Here is a 26,541-nt window from a genome sequence, read left to right as displayed (position 1 = left end):
TTACCGCCCTGCCCTGCTGCTACCGATTACTTGGCCGCGAGGGAAATGCCTGTGGGAGCGGCCTTGCGTCGCGAAAGGGCCGCACAGCGGCCCCGGCGATTATTGCGTGGAAGCTAAATTCGCGGGACCGCGTTGCGGTCCTTTCGCGACGCAAGGCCGCTCCCACAAGGTTCAGCGACCGCCTTCAGTACGCCATCAGGCGATATTCGCCAGCAGCTTCTCCCACTCCTTGTTTTCCTTCTTCGACACGCCACCGAGCAGGTCGATGGCCTGGCGCAGGCGGTAGCGGGTCAGGTCGGGACCGAGGATTTCCATGGCGTCGAGCACCGACACCGAGCTGGCCTGGCCGGTGATGGCGGCGAACATCAGCGGCATGGCATCGCGCAACTTGAACTCCAGCGACTCGACCACGGCCTGGATACAGCCGGTGATGCGGTCCTTTTCCCACTGACGCAGGCTTTCCAGCTTCCACAGGATCAGCTGCATCACCTGGCGTACCTGATCGGCCGACAGCTTCTTGCTCTCGAACAGCTTGGCGTCGAGCTTGAGCGCGCCCTCGAAGAAAAAGCCTCCCAACGGGGCAACCTGGCTGAAGGTCTCGACCCGGCCTTGCACGTGCGGGGCGATCTTCATCATGTAGTCGCTATTGAACGCCCACTTCTGCACGCGCGCGGCGAACTCTTCCACCGGCAGCTCACGCAGCCACTGGCCGTTCAGCCAAGACAGCTTCTCGATGTCGAAGATCGGACCGCCCAGGGAGATGCGCGACAGGTCGAAGTGCTCGACCATCTCGGCCAGCGAGAACTTCTCGCGCTCGTCCGGCATCGACCAGCCCATGCGGCCCAGGTAGTTGAGCATGGCTTCAGGCATGAAGCCCATGCGCTCGTAGAAGGTCACCGAGGTCGGGTTCTTGCGCTTGGACAGCTTGCTCTTGTCGGGGTTGCGCAAAAGCGGCATGTAGCACAGCTTGGGCTGTTCCCAGCCGAAGTACTCGTACAGCTTGATCAGCTTGGGCGCCGACGGCAGCCACTCTTCGCCGCGCAGCACGTGGGTGATGCCCATCAGGTGATCGTCGACCACGTTGGCCAGGAAGTAGGTCGGCAGGCCGTCGTTCTTCATCAGCACCTGCATGTCCATGCGGTCCCACGGAATCTCGACATCGCCACGGAGCATGTCCGGCACGACGCAGACGCCTTCGCTCGGCACCTTCATGCGGATCACATGCGGCTCGCCAGCGGCCAGGCGGCGCTGCACTTCCTCGTCGCTCAGCAGCAGGGCACGGCCATCGTAGCGCGGGGTTTCGCCGCGGGCCATCTGCTCGGCACGCATCTGCTCCAGCTCTTCGGCGGTGCAGAAGCAGTAGAAGGCGTGGCCGGCGTCGACCAACTGCTTGGCGTACTTGGCGTAGATCTCGCCACGCTCGCTCTGCCGGTACGGACCGTGCGGGCCGCCGACGTCCGGGCCTTCGTTCCACTCGATGCCGAGCCAGCGCAGGGCGTCGAAGATCTGCTGCTCGGACTCGCGGGTGGAGCGCAACTGGTCGGTGTCTTCGATCCGCAGGATGAACTCACCGCCGTGCTGCTTGGCGAAGCAGTAGTTGAACAGGGCGATGTAGGCGGTGCCGACATGGGGGTCGCCGGTGGGCGATGGCGCGATACGCGTGCGAACGGTGGTCATGGAGAGTCTCGAACAAAGAGAAACAAAGGCGGGATGTTAGCAGGGAGCAGGTACCGGGCTCCAGCAATGGCGCGATCGTCACTTGTGAGGGGACTGCCGAGCGCTGTTAAATTTGCTTACATTCTCGCAACGACAGCCTCCCATGCCCACTCCACTCAAACGCCGCCTGCTGGTCTTCATCTCCCTGGTGCTGCTGGTCGGCCTCGCCTTCCTGGCCCACTGGTACTTCAAGGGGCGCTTCTTTGAGAGCACCGACAACGCCTATGTCCAAGGCGAGATCACCCGCATCTCCAGCCAGCTGGGCGCGCGCATCGAAGAGGTGCGGGTCGAGGACAACCAGCACGTGCGCAAGGGCGACCTTTTGGTGCGCCTGGAAGCCGCCGACTTCGAACTGGCCGTCGAGCGCGCCCGCGCAGCCCTGGCCACCCGCGAGGCGGAACTGGCCCAGGCGCGTAGCCGCCTGACCCAGCAAGGCAGCCTGATCGCGGCCGGTCAGGCCCAGGTGGCCGCCAGCCAGGCCACCCTCGACCGCTCGCAGTTGGACCTCAACCGTGCCCAGGCCCTGCGCAAGCCCGGCTTCGTCTCCGAAGAGCGGGTCACCACTTTGTCGGCGGAAAGCCATGTCGCCCGCTCGCAGGTAGACAAGGCCCAGGCTGACCTCAAGGGCCAGCGCCAGCAGGTCGATGCCCTGAACGCCGAACTCAAACGCCTCGATGCGCAAATCGCCAATGCCCGCGCCGACCTGGCCCAGGCCGAGCTGAACCTGACCCGCTGCGCGATTCACGCGCCGATCAGCGGCACCATTGGCCAGCGCAACGCCCGCAACGGCCAGGTGGTGCAGGCCGGCGCCTACCTGTTGTCGATCGTCCCCGACGAGGACATCTGGGTACAGGCCAATTTCAAGGAAACCCAGATCGGAAGGATGCACCCCGGGCAGCACGCCGAACTGCGGTTCGACAGCTACCCCGATACCCCGATCGAAGGCCGCGTGAACAGCCTGTTTGCCGCTTCCGGCGCGCAGTTCAGCCTGTTGCCGCCAGACAACGCCACCGGCAACTTCACCAAGGTGGTGCAGCGCATTCCGGTCAAGCTGACCTTCGCCGCCGACAACCCGCTGCATGGGCGCATCCGCCCGGGCATGTCGGTCACCGCCACGGTCGACCTGCGCGATGGGGATACCGATGGCCGGTGACGCGCCGCTGCGCCCCACCGCGGAGCCGACCCGGCGCGACTGGATCGCGGTGATGAGCGTGATGCTCGGCGCCTTCATGGCGGTGCTGGACATCCAGATCACCAACTCTTCGCTCAAGGACATCCAGGGCGCGCTGTCGGCGACCCTGGAAGAAGGCTCGTGGATCTCCACCTCCTACCTGGTGGCCGAGATCATCATGATCCCGCTGACCGCCTGGCTGGTGCAACTGCTCTCGGCCCGGCGCCTGGCGGTGTGGGTGTCGCTGGGCTTCCTGGTGTCGTCGCTGCTGTGCTCGATGGCCTGGAACCTCGAGAGCATGATCGTGTTTCGCGCCCTGCAGGGTTTCACCGGTGGCGCGCTGATCCCGCTGGCGTTCACCCTGACCCTGATCAAGCTGCCCGAACACCACCGCGCCAAGGGCATGGCCATGTTCGCCATGACCGCCACCTTCGCCCCCTCCATCGGCCCGACCCTGGGCGGCTGGCTGACCGAGAACTGGGGCTGGGAGTACATCTTCTACATCAACATCCCGCCGGGGCTGGTGATGATCGCCGGCCTGCTCTACGGGCTGGAGAAGAAGGAAGCGCACTGGGAACTGCTCAAGAGCACCGACTACGCCGGCATCGTCACTCTTGGCCTGGGCCTGGGCTGTCTGCAGGTGTTTCTCGAGGAGGGGCATCGCAAGGACTGGCTGGAGTCGAACCTGATTGTCAGCCTGGGCAGCGTCGCCCTGCTCAGCCTGATCCTGTTCGTGATCCTGCAGTTCTCCCGCCCGCACCCGCTGATCAACCTGCGAATCCTCGGCAACCGCAACTTCGGCCTGTCGAGCATCGCCAGCCTGGGCATGGGCGTCGGCCTGTACGGGTCGATCTACTTGCTGCCGCTGTACCTGGCGCAGATCCAGGGCTACAACGCCCTGCAGATCGGCGAGGTGATCATGTGGATGGGCGTGCCACAGCTGTTCCTGATCCCGCTGGTGCCGCAGCTGATGAAGGTGATCCCGCCCAAGGTGCTGTGCGCCCTGGGTTTTTGCCTGTTCGGCGCGGCCAGTTTTGGCTCCGGGGTGCTCAACCCGGACTTCGCCGGGCCGCAGTTCAACCAGATCCAGGTGATTCGCGCCCTTGGCCAACCGATGATCATGGTGACCATCTCACTGATTGCCACGGCCTATATCCAGCCCCAGGACGCGGGCTCGGCGTCGAGCCTGTTCAACATCCTGCGCAACTTGGGCGGCGCCATCGGCATCGCCTTGCTGGCGACGCTGCTGGATGCGCGGACCAAGGAATACTTCGACTACCTGCGCGAGGCGGTGGTGCCGAACAATCCGCAGGTGGCGGAGCGTCTGGCGCAGTTGGCGGAGCGGCTGGGCAGCGAAAACGCGGCGCTGGGCAAGCTGTCGGAGATTACCCACCAGCAGGCCTTGATCATGGCCTACAACGATGCCTTTCATTTTGTCGGGATCGGGCTGGCGGTGAGCATGTTGGCGGTGCTGCTGACGCGCACATTGCCGCAGGGGTTGAAGGCGGGTGAGGCGCATTGATCGAGTCACGCCTTGACCTGTAGGAGCAACTGTCTTGCTCAACTGCTAAAGCTAGCGCGATCCCTGTGGGAGCGTAGCCCGAAGGGCTGGGCAATCTCCTACAGTGATTGCGTAGGGCTTTAGCTGGCCAACAGGCGCTCGCGCAGCTTGCCGATTTCGTCGCGCAACTGCGCGGCGGCCTCGAACTCCAGATCGCGGGCGAACTGGAACATCTTTTCTTCCAGCTGCTTGATGCGCTTGGTGATCTGCGCCGGGGTCTGCAGCTCGGCCTCGTAGCGCTCGGCCTCCTCCGCCGCCTTGGCCATGCCCTTGCGCTTCTTGCTCCGCGCTCCCGGCACCGTGGCGCCTTCCATGATGTCGGTGATGTCCTTGACCACGCCCTTGGGCACGATGCCATTGGCTTCGTTGAACGCCACCTGCTTGGCCCGACGCCGCTCGGTCTCGTCAATGGCCCGCTGCATGGAGCCGGTGATGTTGTCGGCGTAGAGGATCGCCTTGCCGTTGAGGTTGCGCGCGGCACGACCGATGGTCTGGATCAGCGAGCGCTCGGAACGCAGGAAGCCCTCCTTGTCGGCATCGAGGATCGCCACCAGCGACACCTCGGGCATGTCCAGGCCCTCGCGCAGCAGGTTGATCCCCACCAGCACGTCGAAGGTGCCCAGGCGCAGGTCGCGGATGATCTCGACCCGCTCGACGGTGTCGATATCCGAGTGCAGGTAGCGCACCCGCACATCGTGGTCGGCCAGGTAATCGGTGAGGTCCTCGGCCATGCGCTTGGTCAGCGTGGTGGCCAGCACCCGCTCGCCCACGGCCACGCGCTTGCCGATCTCCGACAACAGGTCGTCCACCTGGGTCAACGCCGGGCGCACCTCGACCTGCGGATCGACCAGGCCGGTCGGCCGCACCACCTGCTCCACCACCCGCCCGGCGTGCTCGGCCTCGTAGGGGCCGGGCGTGGCGGAGACGAAGATGGTCTGTGGGCTGACCGCCTCCCATTCGTCGAAGCGCATCGGCCGGTTGTCCAGTGCCGACGGCAGGCGGAAGCCATACTCCACCAGGGTTTCCTTGCGCGAGCGATCGCCCTTGTACATGGCGTCGACCTGGGGAACGCTGACGTGGGATTCGTCGATCACCAGCAGCGCGTCATCGGGCAGGTAGTCGTAGAGCGTGGGCGGCGGCGCGCCGGCCGGGCGTCCGGAGAGGTAGCGCGAGTAGTTCTCGATGCCATTGCAGTAGCCCAGCTCGAGGATCATCTCCAGGTCGAAGCGGGTGCGCTGCTCCAGGCGCTGGGCCTCCACCAGCTTGTTGTGCGAATTCAGGTACTCCAGGCGCTCCTTGAGCTCCTCCTTGATCCCGTCCACGGCCTCGACCAGGGTTTCCCGCGGGGTCACGTAGTGGCTCTTGGGGTAGAAGGTGAACCGCGGCAGCTTGCGAATCACCTCGCCGGTCAGCGGGTCGAAGGCGGCGATGTTCTCCACCTCGTCGTCGAACAGCTCGATGCGGATCGCCTCCAGGTCCGATTCGGCCGGGAAGATGTCGATCACGTCGCCACGCACGCGGAAGGTGGCGCGGGCGAAGTCCATCTCGTTGCGGGTGTACTGCAGGTCGGCCAGGCGCCGCAGCAGGGCGCGCTGATCGAGTTTGTCGCCGCGGTCGACGTGCAGGACCATTTTCAGGTAGGTCTCAGGACTGCCCAGGCCGTAGATGCACGAGACGGTGGTGACGATAATCGCGTCGCGCCGCTCCAGCAGCGCCTTGGTCGCCGACAGGCGCATCTGCTCGATGTGATCGTTGATCGACGCGTCCTTCTCGATGAAGGTGTCCGACGACGGCACATAGGCTTCGGGCTGGTAGTAGTCGTAGTAGGAGACGAAGTACTCCACCGCGTTGTTCGGGAAGAACGCCTTGAACTCGCCGTACAACTGCGCAGCCAGGGTCTTGTTCGGCGCCAGCACCATGGTCGGGCGCTGCACCTGCTGGATGACGTTGGCGATGCTGAAGGTCTTGCCCGAGCCGGTGACCCCGAGCAGGGTCTGGTGCGACAGGCCCGCGTCGATGCCCTCGACCATCTGGCGAATGGCCTCGGGCTGGTCGCCGGCCGGCTGGAATCGGGTGACGAGCTGGAACTCGGACATGACGGACCTCGTGGATGTCGCGGCAACTGTAAATTTAGCCAGTAGTCTATACCCAAATGCGCGCCCTGGGCGCGGCATTCAAGGCCGACGTGTGAACGTTCATGTCAATGGACCGGGCAATTCGACCAATGGTCGAAAAATATTTGCGCAAACAGCCGGAAAAGCTGCGCCAGACTGTCGCAGTGACCGGTCGGTATCACTATACTGACTCCCCGTTTGCGCACCGCTTCAGTGCCTTCGGCTGGAGCGTGGCGACCCCTATCACTCTCCTATCAGAGCCAAGGTAACAATGAGCCTGTTTTCCGCTGTCGAGCTGGCACCCCGCGACCCTATCCTGGGCCTCAACGAAGCATTCAACGCCGACCCACGCACCGACAAGGTGAACCTGGGCGTGGGCGTCTACTGCAATGAGGAAGGCCGCATCCCGCTGCTGCGCGCGGTGATCGAGGCCGAGACCGCCCGTGCCGCCCAGCACGCCTCCCGCGGCTACCTGCCGATCGACGGCATCGCCCAGTACGACCAGGCCGTGCAGAAGCTGATCTTCGGCGCCGAGTCGCCGCTGCTGGCCGCCGGCCGCGTGGTCACCGTGCAGGCCGTGGGCGGCACCGGCGCGCTGAAGATCGGCGCCGACTTCCTCAAGCGTCTGCAGCCGGGCGCCGTTGTGGCCATCAGCGATCCGAGCTGGGAAAACCACCGTGCCCTGTTCGAGAGCGCCGGCTTCCCGGTACAGACCTACCGTTACTACGATGCCGCCAGCCACGACGTCAACCGCGCCGGCATGCTCGAGGACCTGAACAAACTGCCAGCCGGCTCGGTCATCGTCCTGCACGCCTGCTGCCACAATCCAACCGGTGTCGACCTGTCGCTGGACGACTGGAAGAATGTCCTGGAAGTGGTCAAGGCCAAGGGCCACATCCCGTTCCTGGACATGGCCTACCAGGGCTTCGGTGCCGGCATCGACGAAGACGCCTTCGCCGTGCGCCTGTTCGCCGAATCGGGCCTGGAGTTCTTCGTATCCAGCTCGTTCTCCAAGTCGTTCTCGCTGTATGGCGAGCGCGTCGGCGCGCTGTCGATCGTCACCGCCTCGAAAGACGAAAGCACCCGCGTGCTGTCGCAGGTCAAGCGCGTGATCCGCACCACCTACTCCAACCCGCCGACCCACGGCGCCAGCATCGTCGCCGCCGTGCTCAACAGCCCCGAGCTGCGCCAGATGTGGGAAACCGAGCTGGCCGAGATGCGCGAGCGCATCCACGGCATGCGCAAGCAGATGGTCGAGCTGCTGGCCGAATACGGCGCCAAACGCGACTTCAGCTTTGTCGGTCGCCAGTGCGGCATGTTCTCCTACTCGGGCCTGACCGTGGAGCAAGTGGCGCGCCTGAAGAACGAGTTCGGCATCTACGCCCTGGACACCGGCCGCATCGCGGTCGCCGCCCTGAACCAGAGCAACATTCACGTGGTCACCAAGGCCATCGTCGAAGTGCTGTAACTGCTTGATTGTCTTGGGGGAAGCTTGACTTCCCCCGGGCAATCGGTAAGATACGCACAGATTCCGCGATAGCTCAGTCGGTAGAGCAAATGACTGTTAATCATTGGGTCCCTGGTTCGAGTCCAGGTCGCGGAGCCAAATACTGAAAACCTCCAGATGCGCAAGCACTGGAGGTTTTTTATTGCCTGCGATTCAGGGCTTGGGCAAAGGCTCGGTCACCGGCTTGCCCTCCTCCACCAGGCTCCAGACCAGCAGCTTGGCCGGCGCGCGCTTGCTGGCATTGCGCGACACGCTGTGCACGGTGCCCGGCGCCTCGTACCAGAACTCGCCGGCCTGGTAGGTTTTCTCCGGCTCGTCGTTGAGTTTGGAGGTCACCGCTCCTTCCAATACATAGGCCATGACCGCTCCCGGATGCTGGTGGGCGGGCGACGCCTGGCCGGGGCCATAGCTGACCATGAGCATTACAGCTCTCTTGCCTGGGGCATTGGTCGGGAGCTGCTCCTGCAGAATCCTGACCTGATCGGGTTTCTCGCCGTGGGCCCAGGCAGGTGACAGTAGTGCGAGCAGGCTTGACGTCAACAGCACAACGGCTAGATGGATGAATCGCATGGGGCTTCTCCTGAGGGATATCTACCTGCAGGTTAAGCCCAGGTTTGTGAGCGGCAAATGGCCAATTCGCGGGAAAAACGGGAGGCCGATTGGGGAATCACACCCTCAGTAAATGAATGCGCGCACAACGCTTGAAACCACAATCATTCCAGCAACTCAAACAAAAACCACACCCCGCAAATAAAGCGCCCCCCGCCCACTGATAATCACCCGCCCATTCCCCGGCAAATCACACTGCAACTGCCCCTTGCGCCCCCCACCCTGCTCACAGCGCAAGCTGCTCTTGCCCAACCGCTGCGCCCAGTAGGGCGCCAAGGACGTATGCGCCGACCCGGTCACCGGATCTTCATTGACCCCCACCCGAGGCCCAAACCACCGCGTGACGAAATCAAACCCCCGCCCCGCCGCCGTCACCGCAATCCCCCGTACATCAAACGCCGACAACGCCACGAAATCCGGCTTGAGCCCCTCGATCAGCGAGACATCGTCAATCACCAGTACATAATCGTCGGTCCGGTACAACGCCCGAGCCTCACTTAACCCAAGCGCCTCCAACAACCCCGCCGGAATTTCCACGGCCTCCGGCTGCTTGGCCGGGAAATCCATCGCCAGCAGGCCATCGGCATCACGCCGAACCCGCAACTCCCCGCTACGGGTATTGAACCGCAACACCTCGGCCTGCTCGCCCAACTGCTCGAACAACACCCATGCCGCCGCCAACGTCGCATGCCCACACAGGTCAACCTCCACCGCCGGCGTGAACCAGCGCAGGTCGAACGTTTCACCGTTACGCACGAAGAACGCCGTCTCGGACAGATTGTTCTCTTCAGCAATGCGTTGCAGCACCTCGTCGGGCAGCCACTGCTGCAATGGAATCACCGCTGCGGGATTGCCGCCGAACGGCTCGGATGAAAACGCGTCGACCTGGAAAATCTCAAGTTGCATGTACAAACTCCTCAGGCCCGGCACCGCGCCGGGCGGACTTCAGAAAGGATTCAACCGCGAACCGGCGTCAACACCGGCTCGCCGGCAAAGAATGCCTGCAGGTTACGCAGTACCAGGGCCACGGTATCGCGCGCCGCTTCCGGCGACTGCCCCGCCACATGCGGGGTCAGCACCGTGTTGCCCAGCGCCTTGAGCGCATCGGGCACCGCAGGCTCGTCATCGAACACATCCAGCGCAGCCCCCGCGATCACGCCCCGCTCCAGCGCAGTGACCAACGCCGTGGTATCCACCACGCTGGCCCGGGCAATGTTGACCAGGTACCCCTCGGCGCCCAGGGCCTCCAGTACCGAGCCATCGACCAGATGCCGGGTGCCACTGCCACCGGGCGTCGCGACCACCAGGATGTCCACGGCTTCGGCCAGGTGCAACGGGCTGTCGTACCAGGTGTAGGGCTGGCCCCGACGAAGCGTGCGGCTATGGTAGCTGACGTGCATGTCAAAGCCCTGGCTCGCACGGCGGGCGATGGCCTGGCCGACCGCGCCCAGGCCGATGATGCCCAGCCGCTTGCCGCTGACCGAGGGGCTGATCACCCGGTTCCATTCGCCACGGCGGGTACTGGCATCGGCACGGGGAATATCGCGCAACAGCGCCAGCAGCAGCGCCATGGCATGGTCGGCGACGGGCCCGGCGTTGGCGCCCGCACCATTGGTGACGGTTACGCCGCGGGCCGCAGCGGCCTCGAGATCGACCTGCTCATAGCCGGCACCGATCACACAGATGATTTGAAGTTGGGTCAGCGTGGCAATTTCGTCAGCCGTGAGGCCCAGCGGGCCACGCGTGAGCACGGCATCAATCTCGCCGGCATGGCGGGCGATGGCGTCGGTGCGCATTTGCGGCGAGGGTGCGCGGATCAGGCGGTAGCCGGCCCGTTCCAATAGCGGCAGGTAGTCATCGACGGTTTCCACCAGCACCAGGACTGTCTTGCTCATGCCACCCTCCGGTTGAATGCGAAGGGGGATTATGCCAGTTGCTTGCCCTGCGATCAGGTCAACGTTGATTACTGCCCGAACGCCCTGCCCAACCCGCCCGGCACGCCGCTGCTGTCAGTGTCCTGCCACGGTCCGTTGGGACTCAGCGACCAGCTCCAGCCATTGTTCCAGCGGTAATAGGTGCGCTGGCGGTAGAAGGTGTTGGGCTGCTTCTCCAGCACATAGACCCCCAGCTTCGGGTCCCAGTGGCTGGCGCCCCCCGGCGGCGGCGCGAAGCTGGCGGAAGTGCGTGGCATCGGCTTGGGTATCGCCGCCGGCTTGCTCGGTTGCGTCCCGGGCTGGCCACCCGGCAAGGGCTTGACCACCGGCCCCTTGTGCGGCGGCGTGGTCTCGATCGGCGGCAGCGGTTCACGCTCCCCGGGCTGATGCACCGTACACGCGGAAAGACCCAGGGCCAGGGAAATCAGGGTCAGGCGGACGGTGCTGTTCATGGGGCTGCTCTCTTATGAGTCGGGACTGTCGATGGTCACATGCTGGGTGCCCTGGGTGCCGGTGGCCAGCGGGGCGCTCTGGCCCTTCCATTCACCGTGGGTGGGCTGCCCGGCGCGCGAGACGCGGGCAACCAGTTGGACTTCGGCGAAGTCCGACAGTTTCATCTGCGGCATCATCGCGTCGGCATCGGACAACTCCACCTCGATCGGCAGCTGCGCCACGGTCACCCGCTTGGCCGCCAGCGGCATGGGCGGGCCATTGCTGGCGCGGGCGAAGATGAACACGGTGTCGTCGGGGCGCACCTTGTCCTTGAGCGCCGCTGCCAGCTCCACCCGTACCTTCAGGCGCGCCGTCTCGGCCACCTTGCCGCCCCCGGCCTTGAGCTTGTCGGCGGCGCGGTCAATGCCGCCCTGCAGCGCGTCACGGGACGCGTCGCCCTGCGGCAACTGCGCCAGTAGGCGTTGCCAGAAGTCGATGGCCTCCTGGTAGCGCTCGCCCTCGAAGGCGGCGATACCACGCAGGCCTAGGCTGGTGACCTCCTGCGGGTCAGCCTTCAGCGCCTCATCGGTGAGCGCCTGCAGTTGCGCCGACCACTGTTTATCGGCGGCGAAGTACAGCGACTGCGCCCATTGTCCGAGCAACTCGGGCTGACGCCCGGCCAGGGCCACGGCGCGCTCGAAGGCCTTGGCCGCGTCGGCTGGCCGCTGCTCGGCCATATAGGCACGACCAAGGAAGTACAGACCTTCGGCCGAGTCGGGCTGGGCCTGTACCGCACGCTCCAGGCGCGTGGTCATTTCCGCCATCGACTGCGGCGCGCGGGCGAACTCCTGGGTCAGTGCGACCTTGTCCGCGGCGCCGAAGTGCAGGTACAGCCCCAGGGCCATGGCCGGCACCAGCACCGCCGCCAGCAACGGCACGGCCTTGCCCAGGTGGCCCTGGCGGATCACGTCGCCACGCTCGGTATCGGCCAGCAGCTCACGGGCGGCCTCGTCACGGCCATTGGCCAGTTGTTGTTCGTCAAGAACGCCGGCCGCCTGTTGGGCAGCCAGTTCGGCGACGCGCTCCTCATAGAGCGCCACGTTGAGGGCGGTACGGTCCTGCTCGGCCTGCTGACGGCGGCGACCGCGCAGGATCGGCAGCAGCAGGAAAGCCAGGGCGGCGAGCAGCAGCAGGCCCGCGCTAAGCCAGAATTCAGTCATGGGTACGTTCTTTATCCAGCAGTTTGGCCAGACGCTCGCGTTCGTCGGCGGACAGTTCGGTGTTGCCGGCCACGGCCTGGCCACGGCGACGGCGCACGATCAGCGCCAACACCACGAAGCCTCCAACCAGGAGGATCCCCGGGCCGAACCAGAGCAGCCAGGTGCGCCCGCTGAGCGCCGGCTTGTAACGCACGAAGTCGCCATAGCGATCGACCATGAAATCGACGATCTGCTGGTTGTCCTTACCCTCGCCCAGCATGCGGAAGATCTCGCGGCGCAGGTCGGCGGCGATGGGCGCGTTGGAGTCGGCGATGTCCTGGTTCTGGCACTTGGGGCAGCGCAGTTCCTTGGTCAGTTGCTGATAGCGCTCGCGCTCGGCGTCATCGCGGAACTGGTAGGTGTCGATGGCCGCCTTGGCCACCCCGACCAGGCTCAGGCCGAGCACGGCGGCCGCCAGCCAGCGCCTCATGGCCGGGCCTCATCGACCAGCCCCTGGTACAGCGGCGCCAGCTGCTCGCGCCACACCGTGGCATCGACCACGCCCACGTGCTTGTAGCGGATGATGCCCTTGGCGTCGATCAGGAAGGTTTCCGGCGCGCCGTACACGCCCAGGTCCAGGCCCAGCGAGCCTTGCTGGTCGGCGATGTTCAGCTGGTACGGGTTGTGGAACTCAGCCAGCCATTTCAGCGCGGCGACGTTGTCGTCCTTGTAGTTGACGCCGTGGATTACCACGCCCTGCTCGGCCAACTGGTTCAGGTACGGGTGCTCGACCTTGCACGACGGGCACCAGGTACCCCACACGTTGACCAACGCCGGGCGACCGATCAGGTCGTCTTGGGTGAGGCTACGATCGCCCTGCACGCTCGCCAGCGAGAACGCCGGGAACGGCTTGCCGATCATCGCCGAAGGCAGTTCGTCAGGCTTGAGGAACAACCCCTTGTAGAGAAAGACCGCCACCAGCAGGAACACCGCCAGCGGCACCACCATGATCCAACGCTTCATGCAGTCGCTCCAGACACGCCCAGGGCCTCACGCACCCGGGTCTTGACCTTGACGCGGTAGCGTCGGTCGAGGGCCGCCAGCAAGCCGCCCAGGCCGGTCAGCAGACCGCCCAGCCAGATCCAGCGGACATAGGGTTTGATATGCACCCGCACCGCCCACGCGCCGTTTTCCAGCGGCTCGCCCAGGGCGACATACAGATCGCGAGTGAAGCCAGCGTCGATGCCAGCCTCGGTCATCATCGACTGCTGCACGGTGTACAGGCGTTTTTCAGGGTGCAGCACGGACACTTCGCGGCCATCGCGCGAGACGCGCACGGTGCCCTTGTCGGAAATGAAGTTCGGGCCTTCGAAGTGCTTGGCGCCCTCGAACAGGAAGAGATAGCCACCCAGCTCGACGGTCTCGCCCGGCGCCATGCGCAGGTCGCGTTCTGCGCTGTTGTTGCTCGACAGCACCACGCCTAGCGCGCACACCACCAGGCCCAGGTGCGCCAGGTGCATGCCCCAGTAGCTGCGACTCAGGCCCGCCAACCCCTTGGCCAAACCCTTGTGACGGGTCTTGTCGAGGATGTCGCGCACGCCGCTCAGGACCACCCAGGCGGCCAGGGCGAACACGCTCAGGGCCGGCCAGTCGAAGTCATCGACGATCAGCCCGGCGACCGGCGCCAGGACCGCGCTACCGACCAGCACCGGGGTCAGCATGCCGGCCAGCCATTTGCCCGGGGTGTCCTTCCAGCGCACCACCACGCCCACGCCGAGCACCACCATCAGCAGCGCCATCAGCGGCAGGAACAGGGCGTCGAAGTAAGGCGGGCCGACCGACAGCTTGGCCCCGGTCAGGGCGTCGAGCACCAGCGGGTACAGGGTGCCCAGCAGGATCATCGAGGCCGCCACCACCAGCACCAGATTGTTGGCCAGCAGCAAGGTTTCACGGGACCACAGGGCAAAGCCCACCTGGCTCTTGACCACCGGCGCGCGCAGGGCGAACAGGGTCAACGAGCCACCAACCACGAACAGCAGGAAGATCAGGATGAAGACGCCACGGGACGGGTCGGCGGCGAACGCATGCACCGATGTCAGCACGCCGGAACGCACCAGGAAGGTCCCCAGCAGGCTCAGGGAGAATGCGGCAATGGCCAGCAGCACGGTCCAGCTCTTGAACACCCCGCGTTTTTCGGTGACCGCCAACGAGTGGATCAGCGCCGTGCCCACCAGCCAAGGCATGAACGAGGCGTTCTCGACCGGATCCCAGAACCACCAGCCCCCCCAGCCCAGCTCGTAGTAGGCCCACCACGAGCCGAGGGTGATGCCCACGCCGAGGAAGGCCCAGGCGACGATGGTCCAGGGCCGCGACCAGCGCGCCCAGGCGGCATCGAGACGACCGCCCAACAAAGCGGCGATGGCGAAGGCGAAGGCCACCGAGAAGCCCACATAGCCCATGTACAGCATCGGCGGGTGGACAATCAGGCCGAAGTCCTGCAACAGCGGGTTCAGGTCGCGGCCGTCGCCCGGCACCTGCGGCAGCAGGCGCGAGAACGGGTTGGAGGTGATGATCAGGAAGCTCAGGAAACCCACGCTGATCATGCCCATCACCGCCAGCACCCGCGCCAGCATCACCTGCGGCAACTGGCGCGAGAAGATCGACACGGCGAAGGTCCAGCCGCCAAGGATCAGTGCCCACAGCAGCAGCGAGCCTTCATGGGCGCCCCACACGGCGCTGAACTTGTAGTACCAGGGCAAGGCGCTGTTGGAGTTGCTGGCGACGTAGGCGACCGAGAAGTTGTCGGTCATGAAGGCGTGGGTGAGGCAGGCGAAGGCAAACGCCAGGAAGGCGAACTGCCCCCAGGCCGCCGGCCGCGCCAGGCCCATCCACAGGCTGTCGCCGCGCCAGGCGCCGAGCAGCGGCACAGTGGCCTGCACGGCGGCAAAGCAGATCGCCAGGATCATCGCCAGCTGGCCGAGTTCGGGGATCACCAGGGCCGCATTCATGGCTTGGCCCCCGCGTCGCTGGCGGCCTGGCCGCTTTCCTTCAGGGCCTTGGTGACCTCCGGCGGCATGTACTTCTCATCGTGCTTGGCCAGCACCTCGTCGGCCACCACCACGCCATCGGCGTTGAGCTTGCCAAGGGCGACGATGCCCTGCCCTTCGCGGAACAGGTCAGGGAGGATGCCGCGGTAGGTGATCGGCACCGACTTGGTGTAGTCGGTGACCACGAAGCGCACATCGAGCGAATCGGCCGAGCGCTGCACCGAGCCTTTCTCGACCATGCCGCCGGCGCGGATGCGGGTGTCCAGCGGCGCCTCGCCGTTGGCGATCTGCGTCGGGGTGTAGAACAGGTTGATGTTCTGCTGCAGCGCGCTCAGGGCGAAGCCCACGGCGACGCCGACACCGGCCAGCAGGCCGAGGATGATGAACAGGCGTTTCTTGCGCTGCGGATTCACGGTTTGCTCTCCCGGCGCAGACGACGCGCCTCTTCTTGCAGGTAGCGGCGACGGGCCAGCAGGGGCGCGGCGACATTCAGCGCCAGCACCGCCAGGCAGATGCCGTAGGCCGACCATACGTACAGACCATGGTGGCCCATGGCGAGAAAATCACTGAAGGACGCGAAGCTCATCGTGCCGCCTCCCGTCCGAGCTGCCCCAGCACCTCATCCTTGACCCAACTGGCTCGGGCCTCGCGCTTGAGCACTTCCAGGCGCATGCGCAGCAGCAGCACGGCGCCGAAGAAGCAGTAGAAGCCCAGCGCGGTGAGCAGCAGCGGCAGCCACATCTCCACCGGCATGGCCGGCTTTTCGGTGAGGGTGAAGGTAGCGCCCTGGTGCAGGGTGTTCCACCACTCCACCGAGTACTTGATGATCGGGATATTGACCACGCCGACGATGGCCAGCACCGCGCAGGCCTTGGCCGCGCTGTCGCGATTGCTGATGGCCTGGCCCAGGGCGATGATGCCGAAGTAAAGGAACAGCAAGATGAGCATTGAGGTCAGGCGCGCGTCCCAGACCCACCAACTGCCCCAGGTGGGCTTGCCCCAGATCGCCCCGGTAACCAAAGCTACCGCGGTCATCCAGGCGCCGATGGGCGCCGCGCACTGCAGCGCGACATCGGCCAGTTTCATCTTCCACACCAGCCCCACCACGCCCGCCACCGCAAGCATGACGTAGCACGACTGCGCCAGCATGGCCGTCGGCACATGGATATAGATGATGCGGAAACTGTTGCCCTGCTGGTAGTCCTGGGGGGCGAAGGCCAGGCCCCAGGTGATGCCGACCAGCAGCAGCACGACGGCGCAAACGCTCAGCCACGGCAGCATGCGGCCGCTGATGGCATAGAACCATTTGGGGGAGCCCAACTTGTGGAACCACGTCCAACTCATTTTCATCAGGGTACATCCAGGGTATTGGCCGGGCTGCGGTGCCCGGGACTCGTTATTCGCCGACGCTGATCTTCAGGCCGGCCGCGATCGCAAAGGGTGCCAGTGTCACCGCCAGGGCCGTCAGGCTGGCGAGCCAGAGCAGGTGACCGGTGGCAGGCATATTCTGCAACGCCGCCTGCAACGCACCACTGCCCAGGATCAACACAGGGATATACAACGGCAGAATCAGCAACGCCAGCAGCAGCCCACCGCGTTTGAGACCGACCGTCAGCGCCGCGCCCACCGCGCCCAGCAGGCTCAACACCGGCGTGCCCAACAACAGGGAGGCGAGCAGCACCGGCAGGCAGGCGCTCGGCAGGCCCAGCATCAGTGCCAGCAGTGGCGCCAACAATACCAGCGCCAGCCCGGAAAAGATCCAGTGCGCCAGCACCTTGGCCAGCACCAGCAGGGCCAGCGGATGCGGCGAAAGCACCCACTGCTCGAGCGAACCGTCCTCGAAATCGCTGCGGAACAACCCGTCCAGCGACAGCAGCACCGCCAGCAGGGCCGCTACCCAGACCAGTCCAGGCGACAAGGTTTGCAACAATTGCGTCTCCGGACCGACCGCCAGCGGGAACAAAGCGACGACGATGGCGAAGAACACCAGCGGATTGGCCAGCTCCGCCGGACGGCGGAACAACAGGCGAGCCTCGCGGCGCAACAGCAGAAGAAATACGCTCATGCCGCCCATTGCCCCAGGTTCAGCTCGCGGTAGCCCGATGGCTTGCGTTCGAGCGTGTGGTGGGTGGTCAGCACCACGGTGCCGCCCTGCTCACAGTGGGCCGCAAGGTGGGCTTCCAGCTGTGCCACGCCCTGCTTGTCCAGGGCGGTGAACGGCTCGTCGAGGATCCACAGCGGCGGGCTGTCCAGGTACAGCCGAGCCAGGGCGACCCGACGCTGCTGGCCGGCTGACAGGGTGTGACAGGGCACGTCCTCGAACCCGCGCAAGCCGACAGCCTCCAGCGCCTGCCAGATTGCCTCGCGACCGGCCGGCCGATGCAGGGCGCAGAGCCAGGCGAGATTCTCTTCAGCGGTGAGCAAATCCTTGATCCCGGCGGCGTGGCCAATCCACAACAGGATGCTGGCCAGGGCATGACGCTGTTCGGCCAATGGCTGGCCGCCAAGCAGGATCTGCCCGGCGGTGGGTTGCATGAGCCCGGCCAGCAGGCGCAGCAGGCTGGTCTTGCCGCTGCCATTGGGGCCGGCGATCTGCAGCATGTCGCCAGGGTGCAGCTCGAAGTGCAGGTGCTCGAACAGCAGCCGCCAGTCGCGCTCGCAGGCCAGGCCCGCGGCTTGAAGGTGAAGGATCACGGTATCGCCTTATACAGTATGAGGTCTGTCACCGGTACCGACACCGATTGCAGCCTGCGTCTCAAGTCGCTCCAACCCCTGCCGTTATACTGGCAATGGCGAGCGAGCAGCATTATTGCACGCGCCAGCGCGCTGCCAAGAGGGCGGGTTCGACAGGTTGTATACAATCATGACTGAAATCAATAGTCTCAGCACACAAACTGCGGTAAGCCCCCAGGCGACCCGGGCCGCCATGACCGGCGAGCTGTTGCGCCTGCTGCAGGCCCAGCCTGGCCTGCTGCCGCCTGGAGAAACCGCCGAAGCCGAGGTTGTGACCCTGCGCCAGATCGGCCAGGAGTTCCAGATGCTGCTTCGGCTGACCCAGGCCAATGGCAACCAGACGCAAGTGCTGACCACCGCCAGTCAACCCCTGCCACCCGGCAGCCAGGTCCTGGTCAGCCAGACGGATAGCAGCCGTTTGGCGGTGATGGTGCAACAGGCAACTGCCGGCAACATCGCCACTCTGACCCGGCTGGACACCCGGGAAATGCCGGTCGGCACCCTGCTGCAGGCCAAGGTCCTGACCAGCCAGGCCCTGCCGCAGAGCTCCGGCGCGCCCACCTCCTTCCGCTCGCTGGTGAGCCTGCTCAGCGGCAGCCAGGCCGGTGCCACGCTGGTCATCGACAGCCCGCGCCGGCTCCCCGTGGGCAGCCTGCTCAGCGCGCTGGTGCAGAGTGAACAGGGGCTACGCTTCGTGCCCCTGAGCGGCCGCCAGGACCAACTGGCGGTCACTCAGCACCTGTCGACCCAGCAGAACCTCCAGGCCTCGCTGCCGGGTGTGCTCGACAGCCTGCAACGGATCGCCAGCAGCCCCGATGCAGACCCCGAACTGCGCACCAGCGCCGAGCGCCTGCTCGCCAGCCTGCCGGACGCGCGGCAACTGGGGGATGCGAAGGGCCTGGCCCAGGCCCTGAACAACAGCGGCACCTTCTTCGAAGCCAAGCTGCTAGGCGGGTTGGCCGGCGGCATCGCCCCCGACCTGAAGGCACAGCTTGTCAGGCTGGTGGCCCAGGCCCTGCCCAGCGTGCCGGGCCATCCGCCACTGACCAGCGCGCTGGCCACCAGCACCCTCGCCCAGGCCTTGCCTGGCCTGGCCCGCAGCGCACTAGGGATGCTCGGCCAAGTCAGCCCACGGCCACTGCCCAGCGTCTTCCCCCTGCCCTCGCGTCTTCTGCAGAAGCTGGAAAGTGAAGGCGACCTCCAGCAATTGCTACGCCTGGCCGCCGCCGCCATCTCCCGTCTGCAGAGCCACTCGCTGTCCAGCCTGCAACAGAGCGGCACCTTGGAGAACGGCAACCAGCAGACCACCTGGCAGACAGAGATTCCTGTGCGCCATGGTCAGGAGTTCGTGCCGCTGCAGGTCAAGTTGCAGCGCGAGGAAACACCGAAGCAGCAGGCCGAGCGCGAGCAGCACGATCCACTGGAAGCGCTGTGGCGCATCGAACTGGCCTTCGATCTCTCACCACTTGGCCCTCTGCAGGTACAGGCGCAGTTGCTGCAAGGCAAGCTTTCCGGCCAGCTCTGGGCGCAGCAGGAAGCCACCGCGCGCCTGATCGACAGCCAGCTGGGCACACTGCGCGATCGCCTGCTGGCCCGAGGCCTGGACGTCGGGGACCTGGAATGCCACCCCGGCCTCCCCCCGCAGGGGCCACGCACGCGCCTGGAACAACGCTGGGTAGACGAGACCGCATGAAACACAAGCCACCCCGCCAGGCGATCGCCCTGAGCTACGACGGCCAGCAGGCCCCGACCCTGAGCGCCAAGGGCGACGATGAGCTGGCCGAGGCCATTCTCGCCATCGCTCGCGAGCATGAGGTGCCCATCTACGAGAATCCCGAGCTGGTGCGCCTGCTGGCGCGCCTGGAGCTGGGTGAACAGATTCCCGAAGCGCTGTACCTGACCATCGCCGAGATCATCGCCTTCGCCTGGCAACTGCGGGGCAAGGTGCCGGAGGACTTCGTCGACGCCACGCCCAGCGAGCGCGAAATCACTCCTGTACTGCCGCGCTTGCCGCATCCGGGCTGACGCAGCGGTACATATGTAGTCCCCGGTGGCCGCACAGGGGTGCGACCTTTGCCGTTACTCACTCACGCAAAGGCCCCTGCCATGACCACCGCTTATGTCAACGACGCTGGCACCCAGTTCGCCCGCCAGCACCTGAGCCATTTTCCCCGCCCGGACCGTGCCGCCGGCGACGCCATCAAGCGATGGGCAAGCGCCCGCGGCGTGACGCTCGACCCCGATCAAACCGATGTGGTCACGCTTCACTACCAACCCCATGGCGACCTGGCGAATTGGGATGGCGTGCTCGTGGCGAAGAGCAAGCTGACCCAAGCCATGCTGTCCAACTGGCAAGGTGAATCGGACAACAACCTCATCGGCGGACTGTTCGGCGAACCTTGGGCCGGGCACCTACCCGGGCGCATCAGCCTGGTCGAGACTTTGCGCCCCAAGGCCTGGAACGCACCCTCCGGCGTCAACTACCAAGTGTTCAACGGCGTTTTCCGGCGCACCACGCCGCAGGTATACGGCCCCGAGACACTGCTTGGGCTGCCAGCAGAAGACCTGCAACAGTTCATCTGGAAAATGGATTTCCACGCCACCTACAAAGGCATGCTTGATCGCTACTGGGCCAACGCCGGGAACAGCCACCGCATCCTGGCCAAGATGGCCTTCATCGCCACCTGCAACAAACAGGTGGCCGAAGGCAGCCTTGACGAGGCCGGTCGCCAGCTGGCCTGGCAAGCCGCCGAACTCATGCCGCGCACCGCCACCTTTCGCATGCGCGCGCTGAACATCTATGGCTACAGCGCCACCGACCTGATCTACCTGTACGACAAGAACGCGCACACCGCACTGCTGTACGTACCCGGCAACGCCTCGGCACTGCATACCTTCGCCGGCCCCAATGCCCTGAAGGACTGGGTAGCCCAACAGTGCAAGGACCCCGTCAAACGCGAAGCCCTGGCCGGGCATTTCGGCCAGGCCGATCTGCCAGACGGCCTGGATTTCAGCGGCCTGCGCACCGCCCTGGAAGGCCTCGCCGTCTACCCAGCGGTGTACCGCCTGTCACCCAACCGCTCAGGCTTCACCACCGATGGCGCCTGGCCGCCCCGCACCTATGTCAACTATCGACCCGACACGTACAACCCCGCCATAACCGGGGACCTGTTCCAGGCGCTCGCCGAGCGCCAACGCGCACGCAGCTACCAGGATGCCGACGCGGCGATCACCAGTGACAGCGAGATCACCAAAGCCCGCTGGCGCGGCTACCTGAGCTCGGCGATCAACCTGCTCGGCCCCCTGGCTTTCGTGCTGCCGGAGCTGGCGCCCCTGTTCGCCCTGGGCGGCATCGCCCAGTTCGGCTTGGGGCTGGACGCGGCGATCAACGGCCATGGCGTGGATCAGCAAGCCTCGGGCGTAAGTGATGCCACGTTCGGCCTGTTCAACGCCTTGCCGCTGCTGCATGCCGAGGTGACCAAGGCGCCCGCGCTGTTCCGCTTCAAGTACGACGGTTTCGTCTTGCCCAGCGAGGTGAACGGCAAGCTGGGCTACCCCTTGAGCCCGATAGACCCGCCTCTGCTGCCCGCCGAAGAAGCGCTCGAGTATTTCCACCTCCCAGACCCCGTCGCGCCGCTCGAGGGTGGTGACGAGGCAACCCGTGGCGCCGTCATCCGCCTGACCCAGTTCAACGGCGAGCCCGATATCCTGCGCGCAACCATCGGTGGCTACAGCGCCGATGTTGTCTACGACCTGGAGGCCAACGCCTTCGTCCAGCGCGACGACCTCAATGCGGTGGAACCGAAACGCTACATCCCTCGCGTGGCCAGCAAGAACCTGGTCCGTGCGCCGCAAGGCAGGCTGGTCACCGATGAAATGCGCACCGCGAGCCTGCGGGCCATGGGCATCGACCTGCCACTCCCGGTGAAGGTGCCGGAATTCCCCTTGGAGGCGAGCCGAAGAATCCCCGAGCAGATCCTCAGCATCTGGGTCGGCGACCGAACGATACCCGACAACCTGCTGGCCAACCTCGCCAAGAACAGCAGAACGCTAAAGCCCTCACGCTTCAGCCTGCGCCTGTACCTGTCCAACGAGTCGCCCCAGGCCTATGTGCGAAACCTCGAGCGCCTGGCCGAATACGCCCCCGACGTCATCGTGCTGCCCCTGGAGGAGCAACCCTTCTATTCCTCGTTCAAGGACAGCGCCAACTACCCGCAATACCGCGCCGCGATCGACGGCAATGGCGGCATCGCACGCCATTTCTCGTCGGCGGCGGATGTTTTGCGTTTCCCACTGCTGGACCACGAGGGGGGCTTGTACATGGACATCGACGACAGGCTACTGGCCGAGGGCGAGTACCCGGTGACGATCAACGGACGCGGCTACGGCCCGCGGGCCAAACCGATCGACGATACCTTCTTGCAGACCACCCCTGATGGCGTGCTGCTCTACCCGCCGATCGCCAACGAAAAGATGAACATCCACTGCATCTACAACACCAGCCTGATCGGCAGTCATGCCAACAACCCGACCCTGAGGGCCATCAGCGAAGAAATGCACGCTCGCTTTCAGGCCGAACCGAGGTTCTACGACAGCAAACCGGACGCCGCGCGCGACCCGGAGGGTTTCGCCCACTACGCCAATACCCTGAGCCGGCTGACCGGGCCCACCCTGCTGACCGACGTGACCGACCGCTTGCTGCCCGACCTGAAACAGCTCAGGCAAATCACCAACCTCGACTCGCTGTCCACCGTCAATTCCTTCACGTTCGTCGACCGCCTCGCCTACAAGACCGCGCTAGACCGCTACCTGCCGCTCAATGGCGTCGCCAGGATCGGCAACAACCATGCCTGGGCCAAGCCTTGAAGGTCTGACGTTGATGGTCACCCCTGAAACGACAAGGCGACCCGAAGGTCGCCTTGTGCACGCTCATTCGACGCGATGCAACTTGCTCATCAGCTGCGCCTCGGCCTGGGTCAAACCGCAGGTCTGGGTCAACTCCTCGACGCTAGCCCCCATCCCCACCAGTTTGGCGGCCTGGGCAAAGGTGACGCTGTTGGGGTCGCGTTGCTCGAGTTGCTGCAGCTTCTCGGGCAACGGCGCCACCACCGCGCGCAGCTCATGGATCGCCTCGCCCATGCGCACGGTGCCATTCTGGTAATCGTCCAGGCGCTTGGCCAGGTCCTTGATGCGCTGGTCACGCAGCGCATCGCCCTGGGCCTGCTGGGCGGCCAGCTCGCGCTGGCGCTTGCTGTAGTTGAGGAAGAACCACAGGCTCAGTGCCCAGAGCAGCGCCAGGAAGATGACAGCAACCTCGAAGATCAACTCAGATGTTCTCCAACTCGGACCACTCTTCCTCGGTCATCATCTTGTCCAGCTCGACCAGAATCAGCAGCTCGCCGTTCTTGTTGCAGACACCCTGGATGAACTTGGCCGACTCTTCGTTGCCGACGTTCGGCGCGGTCTCGATCTCCGACTGACGCAGGTAGACCACTTCGGCGACGCTGTCGACCAGGATACCGACCACTTGCTTGTCCGCCTCGATGATGACGATGCGGGTGTTGTCGGTGACTTCAGTCGGCATCAGGCCAAAGCGCTGGCGGGTGTCGATGACCGTCACCACGTTGCCGCGCAGGTTGATGATGCCCAGCACGTAGCTGGGAGCGCCCGGAACCGGGGCGATCTCGGTGTAGCGCAGGACTTCCTGCACCTGCATGACATTGATGCCGTAGGACTCGTTGTCCAGACGGAAGGTTACCCACTGCAGGATCGGATCTTCGGAACCTTGTGCAGACGACTTTTTCATTCCCCTAGCCCTCAAAATCCGCCATTGGCGGTGTGCTCTGTATTGCCGCGGCAGTAGCGGCGTTGATTCAGTTGTGTTTGGTGTTCATCTGCTTGACCGCGCCACTGGCGATCAGCTCGGCCAGTTCGGCGACATCGAGCAGCGCGCACATGTGTTCGATCACCGTGCCGGCCAGCCATGGCCGTTGGCCACGCTGGCTGCGCCACTTGATCTCGTTCGGGTCCAGGCGCAACGAACGGCTGACCTGGTGCACGGCCAATCCCCATTCGTAGCCCTGGACTGAAATCACATACTGCAGGCCCTGGCGGAAATCGTCGCGGTAGCGGTCCGGCATCACCCAGCGCGCCGTGTCGAGCACCTTGAGGTTGCCCGCCTGGCAGGTGAGGATGCCGAGGAACCAGTCCGGCTGGCCGAACAGTGGCGTCAGCTCCTGGCCGGCCAGGGTGTAGATCGAGCCCAGACACACCAGCGGTACCGCCAGGGTCAGCCCGGCAACATCGAACAGCAGGCATTCGAACGGTTCGGCGGCCCAGTCCGGACGGCCATCGACGCTGGCCGGCGGTGTTGGCGCGGCGGGTGCCGCCGTCACATTCAGCTCCACCAACGGCGCCACGGGTTCGATGGCCTGGGTCTGGCTCAGGACCGGGATGCTGGCATCGGCCACCACCTCGGTCTCGACCATGGCGACCACCGGCTCCACCACCGGCGCGGCAGGCGGCAGCACGGTCGGCAGGACCTTGGCCTGCGGCTCGGCAAAGGGCCGCGCAGCAGGTGGGGTCGGAATTATCTGGCGCTGGGCGTCTCGGGCCTGTTCCTCGCGAACCGCTGCTTCGAAGTCATCGCCGGGGGCCTGCTCGACAGGCTCCACGACAGGCGTCTCCAACTCCGCCGGCAGCTCGAACGACTCGGTGGCCTCCTGCAGCAGCCCGTCGAGGTAGGACTGCAAGGCCATCTGTGGCTTGGTGGTGATCTGCCGAGCCTGGTTCATCACGCCACCTGCAATGCGGAACGGTAGGTGAGCAGATGCTTGAGCAGCGCCCGGTAGGCGACCACGCCACGGCTCTTGCCGTCGAACTGCGAAGGCGTGACGCCGTTGCGGCTGGCGTCTCGCAGACGCGTGTCCACCGGAATGTAGCCCTGCCAGACCTGGTCGCCATAGGTGTCACGCAGCACCTTCAAGGTGCCCAGCGATGCCTGGGTTCGGCGGTCGAACAGGGTCGGCACGATCTGGTAGGGCAATGCCTGCTTGCGCGAGCGATTGATCATGCCCAGGGTGCTGACCATGCGCTCCAGGCCCTTGACCGCGAGGAACTCGGTCTGCACCGGGATCACCAGCTGCTGGCTGGCGGCCAGGGCGTTGACCATTAGCACGCCTAGCAAGGGCGGGCTGTCGATCAGGGCAAAGTCGAAATCCTGCCACAGTTGCGCCAGACTCTTGGCGATCACCAGGCCCAGGCCACTCTGCCCCGGCGACTGGCGCTCGAGCACCGCCAGCGCGGTGCTCGACGGCAGCAGCGAGATGCGCTCGTCGCTGGTCGGCAGCAGCAGTTGGCCCGGCAAACCTTCGGGTACCGTGCCCTTGTGCAGGAACAGGTCGTAGCAGCTGTGCTCGAGCGCATCGGGGTTGTGCCCGAAGTAGCTGGTCATCGAGCCGTGCGGGTCGAGGTCGACCACGACCACGCGCTTGCCCGCCTCGGCCAGCAAGCCGGCCAGGGCGATGGTGGTGGTGGTCTTGCCGACGCCACCTTTTTGATTGGCTACTGCCCAGACTCTCATCGTGCGTTGCTTCCTCCCGGTATGGCCGCCTGCCCTGCCGGGAACGGTGTGAAATTCAGTGACGGGGATTTGACGAAATCAGCCCCCGGTCGACGGTGCTGGCGAGGCTGGTGCACTTTGTGTGCCAGCCCGGCGCATCGCCGCATCCGGGGTGGCATTGGCACTGCCACTGCCGGTCAGGCTGCGGCGTACCTCCAGGTTACGCGAGATCACCAACACCACCCGGCGGTTGCGCGCACGCCCGTCGGCAGTGTCGTTGCTGGCCACCGGCTGGTACTCCCCGTAACCCACCGAGGCCATGCGCGCCGGGTTGACCCCTTCCATCGCCAGCAACCGGACGATGCTCGCCGCTCGCGCCGACGACAGCTCCCAGTTGGTCGGGTACTGAGCGGTGCGAATCGGCAGGTTGTCAGTGAAGCCTTCGACGTGCACCGGGTTGGCGAACGGCCTGAGAATCTTCGCCACCTTCTCGATGATCTCGAAGGCGACATCGCTGGGCATGGCGTCGGCACTGGCGAACAGCAGCGAGGAGTTGAGCTCGATCTCCACCCACAGTTCGTTGCCGCGCACGGTCATCTGGTTGGACTTGATCAGGTCGCCGAAGGCGTCGCGGACATCGTCGGTGATGGTCTTGAGCGGGTCGGTACTGGTCTGCGCCAGGCCCGCGTCGGTCTGCTCGCTGTCCTTGATCAGCGGCTCGGCGGGCTTGACGCTCAGCGGCCGCTCGTCACCGATAGGGATCGGCTTCATGCTGCGCTCGGGGTCATTGAAGACCCCGATCAGCGCCTGGGAAATCTGCTTGTACTTGCCCTCGTTGATCGACGAGATCGAATACATGACCACGAAGAAGGCGAACAGCAGGGTGATGAAGTCGGCGTACGAGACCAGCCAGCGCTCGTGGTTCTCGTGCTCTTCGATCTTGCGACGACGGGCCAT

General features: G+C 65.2%; 26 protein-coding genes and 1 tRNA gene. 7 read left to right on the top strand and 20 right to left on the bottom strand.

Annotated elements, in window-relative coordinates:
* Window positions 1-195 precede the first annotated feature (195 nt).
* A complete protein-coding gene (gene gltX, locus AC25M7_RS07710) occupies window positions 196-1,677 on the bottom strand; it encodes a glutamate--tRNA ligase (protein ID WP_028690423.1) in 1,482 nt (493 codons plus the stop codon).
* A gap of 142 nt (window positions 1,678-1,819) precedes the next feature.
* On the opposite strand from gltX, the gene AC25M7_RS07705 reads away from it, so the two are divergent.
* Together AC25M7_RS07705 and AC25M7_RS07700 are read left to right on the top strand one after the other, a co-directional pair.
* Window positions 1,820-2,869 carry an HlyD family secretion protein gene (locus tag AC25M7_RS07705; protein ID WP_028690422.1) on the top strand — a complete coding sequence of 350 codons (1,050 nt, stop codon included), beginning with the start codon at window positions 1,820-1,822 and terminating at the stop codon, window positions 2,867-2,869.
* Window positions 2,859-4,409: an MDR family MFS transporter gene (locus tag AC25M7_RS07700; RefSeq protein WP_069017539.1), complete on the top strand. Its 1,551-nt coding sequence runs from the start codon at window positions 2,859-2,861 to the stop codon at window positions 4,407-4,409. Before AC25M7_RS07705 ends, AC25M7_RS07700 begins: the two co-directional genes overlap by 11 nt.
* A gap of 119 nt (window positions 4,410-4,528) precedes the next feature.
* On the opposite strand, the gene uvrB is transcribed toward AC25M7_RS07700, so the two are convergent.
* Window positions 4,529-6,544, bottom strand: coding sequence for an excinuclease ABC subunit UvrB (uvrB, locus tag AC25M7_RS07695; RefSeq protein ID WP_486970911.1), 2,016 nt, complete (start codon window positions 6,542-6,544; stop codon window positions 4,529-4,531).
* Window positions 6,545-6,833: 289 nt separating this feature from the next.
* Between uvrB and AC25M7_RS07690 the strand changes: the two genes are divergently transcribed.
* Together AC25M7_RS07690 and AC25M7_RS07685 are read left to right on the top strand one after the other, a co-directional pair.
* On the top strand, window positions 6,834-8,030 hold the full coding sequence (locus AC25M7_RS07690) for an amino acid aminotransferase (protein WP_028690419.1): 1,197 nt from the start codon (window positions 6,834-6,836) through the stop codon (window positions 8,028-8,030).
* A gap of 62 nt (window positions 8,031-8,092) precedes the next feature.
* A tRNA-Asn gene (locus AC25M7_RS07685) sits at window positions 8,093-8,168 on the top strand.
* A 54-nt stretch (window positions 8,169-8,222) separates the two neighbouring features.
* Here AC25M7_RS07685 and AC25M7_RS07680 read toward each other — a convergent pair.
* The 13 genes from AC25M7_RS07680 to ccmA form a co-directional block, all read right to left on the bottom strand.
* The gene (locus AC25M7_RS07680) at window positions 8,223-8,639 is read right to left on the bottom strand and encodes a cupin domain-containing protein (RefSeq protein WP_028690418.1); all 417 of its coding nucleotides are present in this window, start codon (window positions 8,637-8,639) and stop codon (window positions 8,223-8,225) included.
* A 156-nt stretch (window positions 8,640-8,795) separates the two neighbouring features.
* On the bottom strand, window positions 8,796-9,584 hold the full coding sequence (locus AC25M7_RS07675) for a PhzF family phenazine biosynthesis protein (RefSeq protein WP_028691027.1): 789 nt from the start codon (window positions 9,582-9,584) through the stop codon (window positions 8,796-8,798).
* A gap of 50 nt (window positions 9,585-9,634) precedes the next feature.
* Window positions 9,635-10,573: a 2-hydroxyacid dehydrogenase gene (locus tag AC25M7_RS07670; protein WP_486970910.1), complete on the bottom strand. Its 939-nt coding sequence runs from the start codon at window positions 10,571-10,573 to the stop codon at window positions 9,635-9,637.
* 68 nt (window positions 10,574-10,641) lie between these two features.
* A complete protein-coding gene (locus AC25M7_RS07665) occupies window positions 10,642-11,064 on the bottom strand; it encodes a hypothetical protein (protein WP_028691025.1) in 423 nt (140 codons plus the stop codon).
* A gap of 12 nt (window positions 11,065-11,076) precedes the next feature.
* Entirely contained in the window at window positions 11,077-12,264 is a 1,188-nt protein-coding gene (gene ccmI / locus AC25M7_RS07660) for a c-type cytochrome biogenesis protein CcmI (RefSeq protein WP_236248775.1), read from the bottom strand.
* A complete protein-coding gene (locus AC25M7_RS07655) occupies window positions 12,257-12,733 on the bottom strand; it encodes a cytochrome c-type biogenesis protein (protein WP_028691023.1) in 477 nt (158 codons plus the stop codon). The genes ccmI and AC25M7_RS07655 overlap by 8 nt, the downstream gene beginning before the upstream one ends.
* The gene (locus tag AC25M7_RS07650) at window positions 12,730-13,266 is read right to left on the bottom strand and encodes a DsbE family thiol:disulfide interchange protein (RefSeq protein WP_028691022.1); all 537 of its coding nucleotides are present in this window, start codon (window positions 13,264-13,266) and stop codon (window positions 12,730-12,732) included. Before AC25M7_RS07650 ends, AC25M7_RS07655 begins: the two co-directional genes overlap by 4 nt.
* Window positions 13,263-15,236: a heme lyase CcmF/NrfE family subunit gene (locus AC25M7_RS07645; RefSeq protein WP_280063606.1), complete on the bottom strand. Its 1,974-nt coding sequence runs from the start codon at window positions 15,234-15,236 to the stop codon at window positions 13,263-13,265. The genes AC25M7_RS07650 and AC25M7_RS07645 overlap by 4 nt, the downstream gene beginning before the upstream one ends.
* 11 nt (window positions 15,237-15,247) lie before the next feature.
* Window positions 15,248-15,703, bottom strand: a complete 456-nt coding sequence (gene ccmE / locus AC25M7_RS07640; RefSeq protein WP_028691020.1) for a cytochrome c maturation protein CcmE — start codon at window positions 15,701-15,703, stop codon at window positions 15,248-15,250.
* Complete coding sequence (ccmD, locus tag AC25M7_RS07635) at window positions 15,700-15,876, bottom strand: heme exporter protein CcmD (protein WP_011534872.1); 177 nt, start codon at window positions 15,874-15,876, stop codon at window positions 15,700-15,702. The genes ccmE and ccmD overlap by 4 nt, the downstream gene beginning before the upstream one ends.
* Entirely contained in the window at window positions 15,873-16,640 is a 768-nt protein-coding gene (locus AC25M7_RS07630) for a heme ABC transporter permease (protein ID WP_062361715.1), read from the bottom strand. The genes ccmD and AC25M7_RS07630 overlap by 4 nt, the downstream gene beginning before the upstream one ends.
* A gap of 46 nt (window positions 16,641-16,686) precedes the next feature.
* Window positions 16,687-17,355, bottom strand: coding sequence for a heme exporter protein CcmB (gene ccmB / locus AC25M7_RS07625; protein ID WP_028691018.1), 669 nt, complete (start codon window positions 17,353-17,355; stop codon window positions 16,687-16,689).
* Window positions 17,352-17,984: a cytochrome c biogenesis heme-transporting ATPase CcmA gene (ccmA, locus tag AC25M7_RS07620; RefSeq protein WP_028691017.1), complete on the bottom strand. Its 633-nt coding sequence runs from the start codon at window positions 17,982-17,984 to the stop codon at window positions 17,352-17,354. Before ccmA ends, ccmB begins: the two co-directional genes overlap by 4 nt.
* 169 nt (window positions 17,985-18,153) lie before the next feature.
* On the opposite strand from ccmA, the gene fliK reads away from it, so the two are divergent.
* The 3 genes from fliK (at window position 18,154) to AC25M7_RS07605 (ending at window position 22,889) form a co-directional block, all read left to right on the top strand.
* Window positions 18,154-19,716: a flagellar hook-length control protein FliK gene (gene fliK, locus AC25M7_RS07615; RefSeq protein ID WP_486970909.1), complete on the top strand. Its 1,563-nt coding sequence runs from the start codon at window positions 18,154-18,156 to the stop codon at window positions 19,714-19,716.
* Complete coding sequence (locus AC25M7_RS07610; RefSeq protein ID WP_028691015.1) at window positions 19,713-20,048, top strand: EscU/YscU/HrcU family type III secretion system export apparatus switch protein; 336 nt, start codon at window positions 19,713-19,715, stop codon at window positions 20,046-20,048. Before fliK ends, AC25M7_RS07610 begins: the two co-directional genes overlap by 4 nt.
* A gap of 81 nt (window positions 20,049-20,129) precedes the next feature.
* On the top strand, window positions 20,130-22,889 hold the full coding sequence (locus AC25M7_RS07605; protein ID WP_486970908.1) for a dermonecrotic toxin domain-containing protein: 2,760 nt from the start codon (window positions 20,130-20,132) through the stop codon (window positions 22,887-22,889).
* A gap of 63 nt (window positions 22,890-22,952) precedes the next feature.
* Here AC25M7_RS07605 and AC25M7_RS07600 read toward each other — a convergent pair whose 3' ends face one another.
* From AC25M7_RS07600 to motD, 5 genes are all read right to left on the bottom strand, one after another.
* Window positions 22,953-23,348, bottom strand: a complete 396-nt coding sequence (locus tag AC25M7_RS07600; protein WP_028691013.1) for a DUF2802 domain-containing protein — start codon at window positions 23,346-23,348, stop codon at window positions 22,953-22,955.
* 1 nt (window position 23,349) lies between these two features.
* Window positions 23,350-23,829 carry a chemotaxis protein CheW gene (locus AC25M7_RS07595; protein WP_003254393.1) on the bottom strand — a complete coding sequence of 160 codons (480 nt, stop codon included), beginning with the start codon at window positions 23,827-23,829 and terminating at the stop codon, window positions 23,350-23,352.
* Window positions 23,830-23,896: 67 nt separating this feature from the next.
* Window positions 23,897-24,817: a CheW domain-containing protein gene (locus tag AC25M7_RS07590; protein WP_062361704.1), complete on the bottom strand. Its 921-nt coding sequence runs from the start codon at window positions 24,815-24,817 to the stop codon at window positions 23,897-23,899.
* Window positions 24,817-25,605 carry a ParA family protein gene (locus tag AC25M7_RS07585; protein WP_028691011.1) on the bottom strand — a complete coding sequence of 263 codons (789 nt, stop codon included), beginning with the start codon at window positions 25,603-25,605 and terminating at the stop codon, window positions 24,817-24,819. The genes AC25M7_RS07590 and AC25M7_RS07585 overlap by 1 nt, the downstream gene beginning before the upstream one ends.
* Before the next feature lie 78 nt (window positions 25,606-25,683).
* Window positions 25,684-26,541 carry a flagellar motor protein MotD gene (gene motD / locus AC25M7_RS07580; RefSeq protein ID WP_028691010.1) on the bottom strand — a complete coding sequence of 286 codons (858 nt, stop codon included), beginning with the start codon at window positions 26,539-26,541 and terminating at the stop codon, window positions 25,684-25,686.

It is taken from the genome of Pseudomonas sp. P106(2024), from assembly GCF_057480815.1.
This window is presented reverse-complemented; position numbering and strand designations above follow the sequence as displayed.

Bases quoted from the DNA above. Each gene is read 5' to 3' on its own strand.
- gltX (WP_028690423.1), bottom strand. From the start codon at position 1,677: ATGACCACCGTTCGCACGCGTATCGCGCCATCGCCCACCGGCGACCCC.
- AC25M7_RS07705 (WP_028690422.1), top strand. From the start codon at position 1,820: ATGCCCACTCCACTCAAACGCCGCCTGCTGGTCTTCATCTCCCTGGTG.
- AC25M7_RS07700 (WP_069017539.1), top strand. From the start codon at position 2,859: ATGGCCGGTGACGCGCCGCTGCGCCCCACCGCGGAGCCGACCCGGCGC.
- uvrB (WP_486970911.1), bottom strand. From the start codon at position 6,544: ATGTCCGAGTTCCAGCTCGTCACCCGATTCCAGCCGGCCGGCGACCAG.
- AC25M7_RS07690 (WP_028690419.1), top strand. From the start codon at position 6,834: ATGAGCCTGTTTTCCGCTGTCGAGCTGGCACCCCGCGACCCTATCCTG.
- AC25M7_RS07680 (WP_028690418.1), bottom strand. From the start codon at position 8,639: ATGCGATTCATCCATCTAGCCGTTGTGCTGTTGACGTCAAGCCTGCTC.
- AC25M7_RS07675 (WP_028691027.1), bottom strand. From the start codon at position 9,584: ATGCAACTTGAGATTTTCCAGGTCGACGCGTTTTCATCCGAGCCGTTC.
- AC25M7_RS07670 (WP_486970910.1), bottom strand. From the start codon at position 10,573: ATGAGCAAGACAGTCCTGGTGCTGGTGGAAACCGTCGATGACTACCTG.
- AC25M7_RS07665 (WP_028691025.1), bottom strand. From the start codon at position 11,064: ATGAACAGCACCGTCCGCCTGACCCTGATTTCCCTGGCCCTGGGTCTT.
- ccmI (WP_236248775.1), bottom strand. From the start codon at position 12,264: ATGACTGAATTCTGGCTTAGCGCGGGCCTGCTGCTGCTCGCCGCCCTG.
- AC25M7_RS07655 (WP_028691023.1), bottom strand. From the start codon at position 12,733: ATGAGGCGCTGGCTGGCGGCCGCCGTGCTCGGCCTGAGCCTGGTCGGG.
- AC25M7_RS07650 (WP_028691022.1), bottom strand. From the start codon at position 13,266: ATGAAGCGTTGGATCATGGTGGTGCCGCTGGCGGTGTTCCTGCTGGTG.
- ccmD (WP_011534872.1), bottom strand. From the start codon at position 15,876: ATGAGCTTCGCGTCCTTCAGTGATTTTCTCGCCATGGGCCACCATGGT.
- AC25M7_RS07630 (WP_062361715.1), bottom strand. From the start codon at position 16,640: ATGAAAATGAGTTGGACGTGGTTCCACAAGTTGGGCTCCCCCAAATGG.
- ccmB (WP_028691018.1), bottom strand. From the start codon at position 17,355: ATGAGCGTATTTCTTCTGCTGTTGCGCCGCGAGGCTCGCCTGTTGTTC.
- fliK (WP_486970909.1), top strand. From the start codon at position 18,154: ATGACTGAAATCAATAGTCTCAGCACACAAACTGCGGTAAGCCCCCAG.
- AC25M7_RS07610 (WP_028691015.1), top strand. From the start codon at position 19,713: ATGAAACACAAGCCACCCCGCCAGGCGATCGCCCTGAGCTACGACGGC.
- AC25M7_RS07605 (WP_486970908.1), top strand. From the start codon at position 20,130: ATGACCACCGCTTATGTCAACGACGCTGGCACCCAGTTCGCCCGCCAG.
- AC25M7_RS07595 (WP_003254393.1), bottom strand. From the start codon at position 23,829: ATGAAAAAGTCGTCTGCACAAGGTTCCGAAGATCCGATCCTGCAGTGG.
- AC25M7_RS07590 (WP_062361704.1), bottom strand. From the start codon at position 24,817: ATGAACCAGGCTCGGCAGATCACCACCAAGCCACAGATGGCCTTGCAG.
- AC25M7_RS07585 (WP_028691011.1), bottom strand. From the start codon at position 25,605: ATGAGAGTCTGGGCAGTAGCCAATCAAAAAGGTGGCGTCGGCAAGACC.
- motD (WP_028691010.1), bottom strand. From the start codon at position 26,541: ATGGCCCGTCGTCGCAAGATCGAAGAGCACGAGAACCACGAGCGCTGG.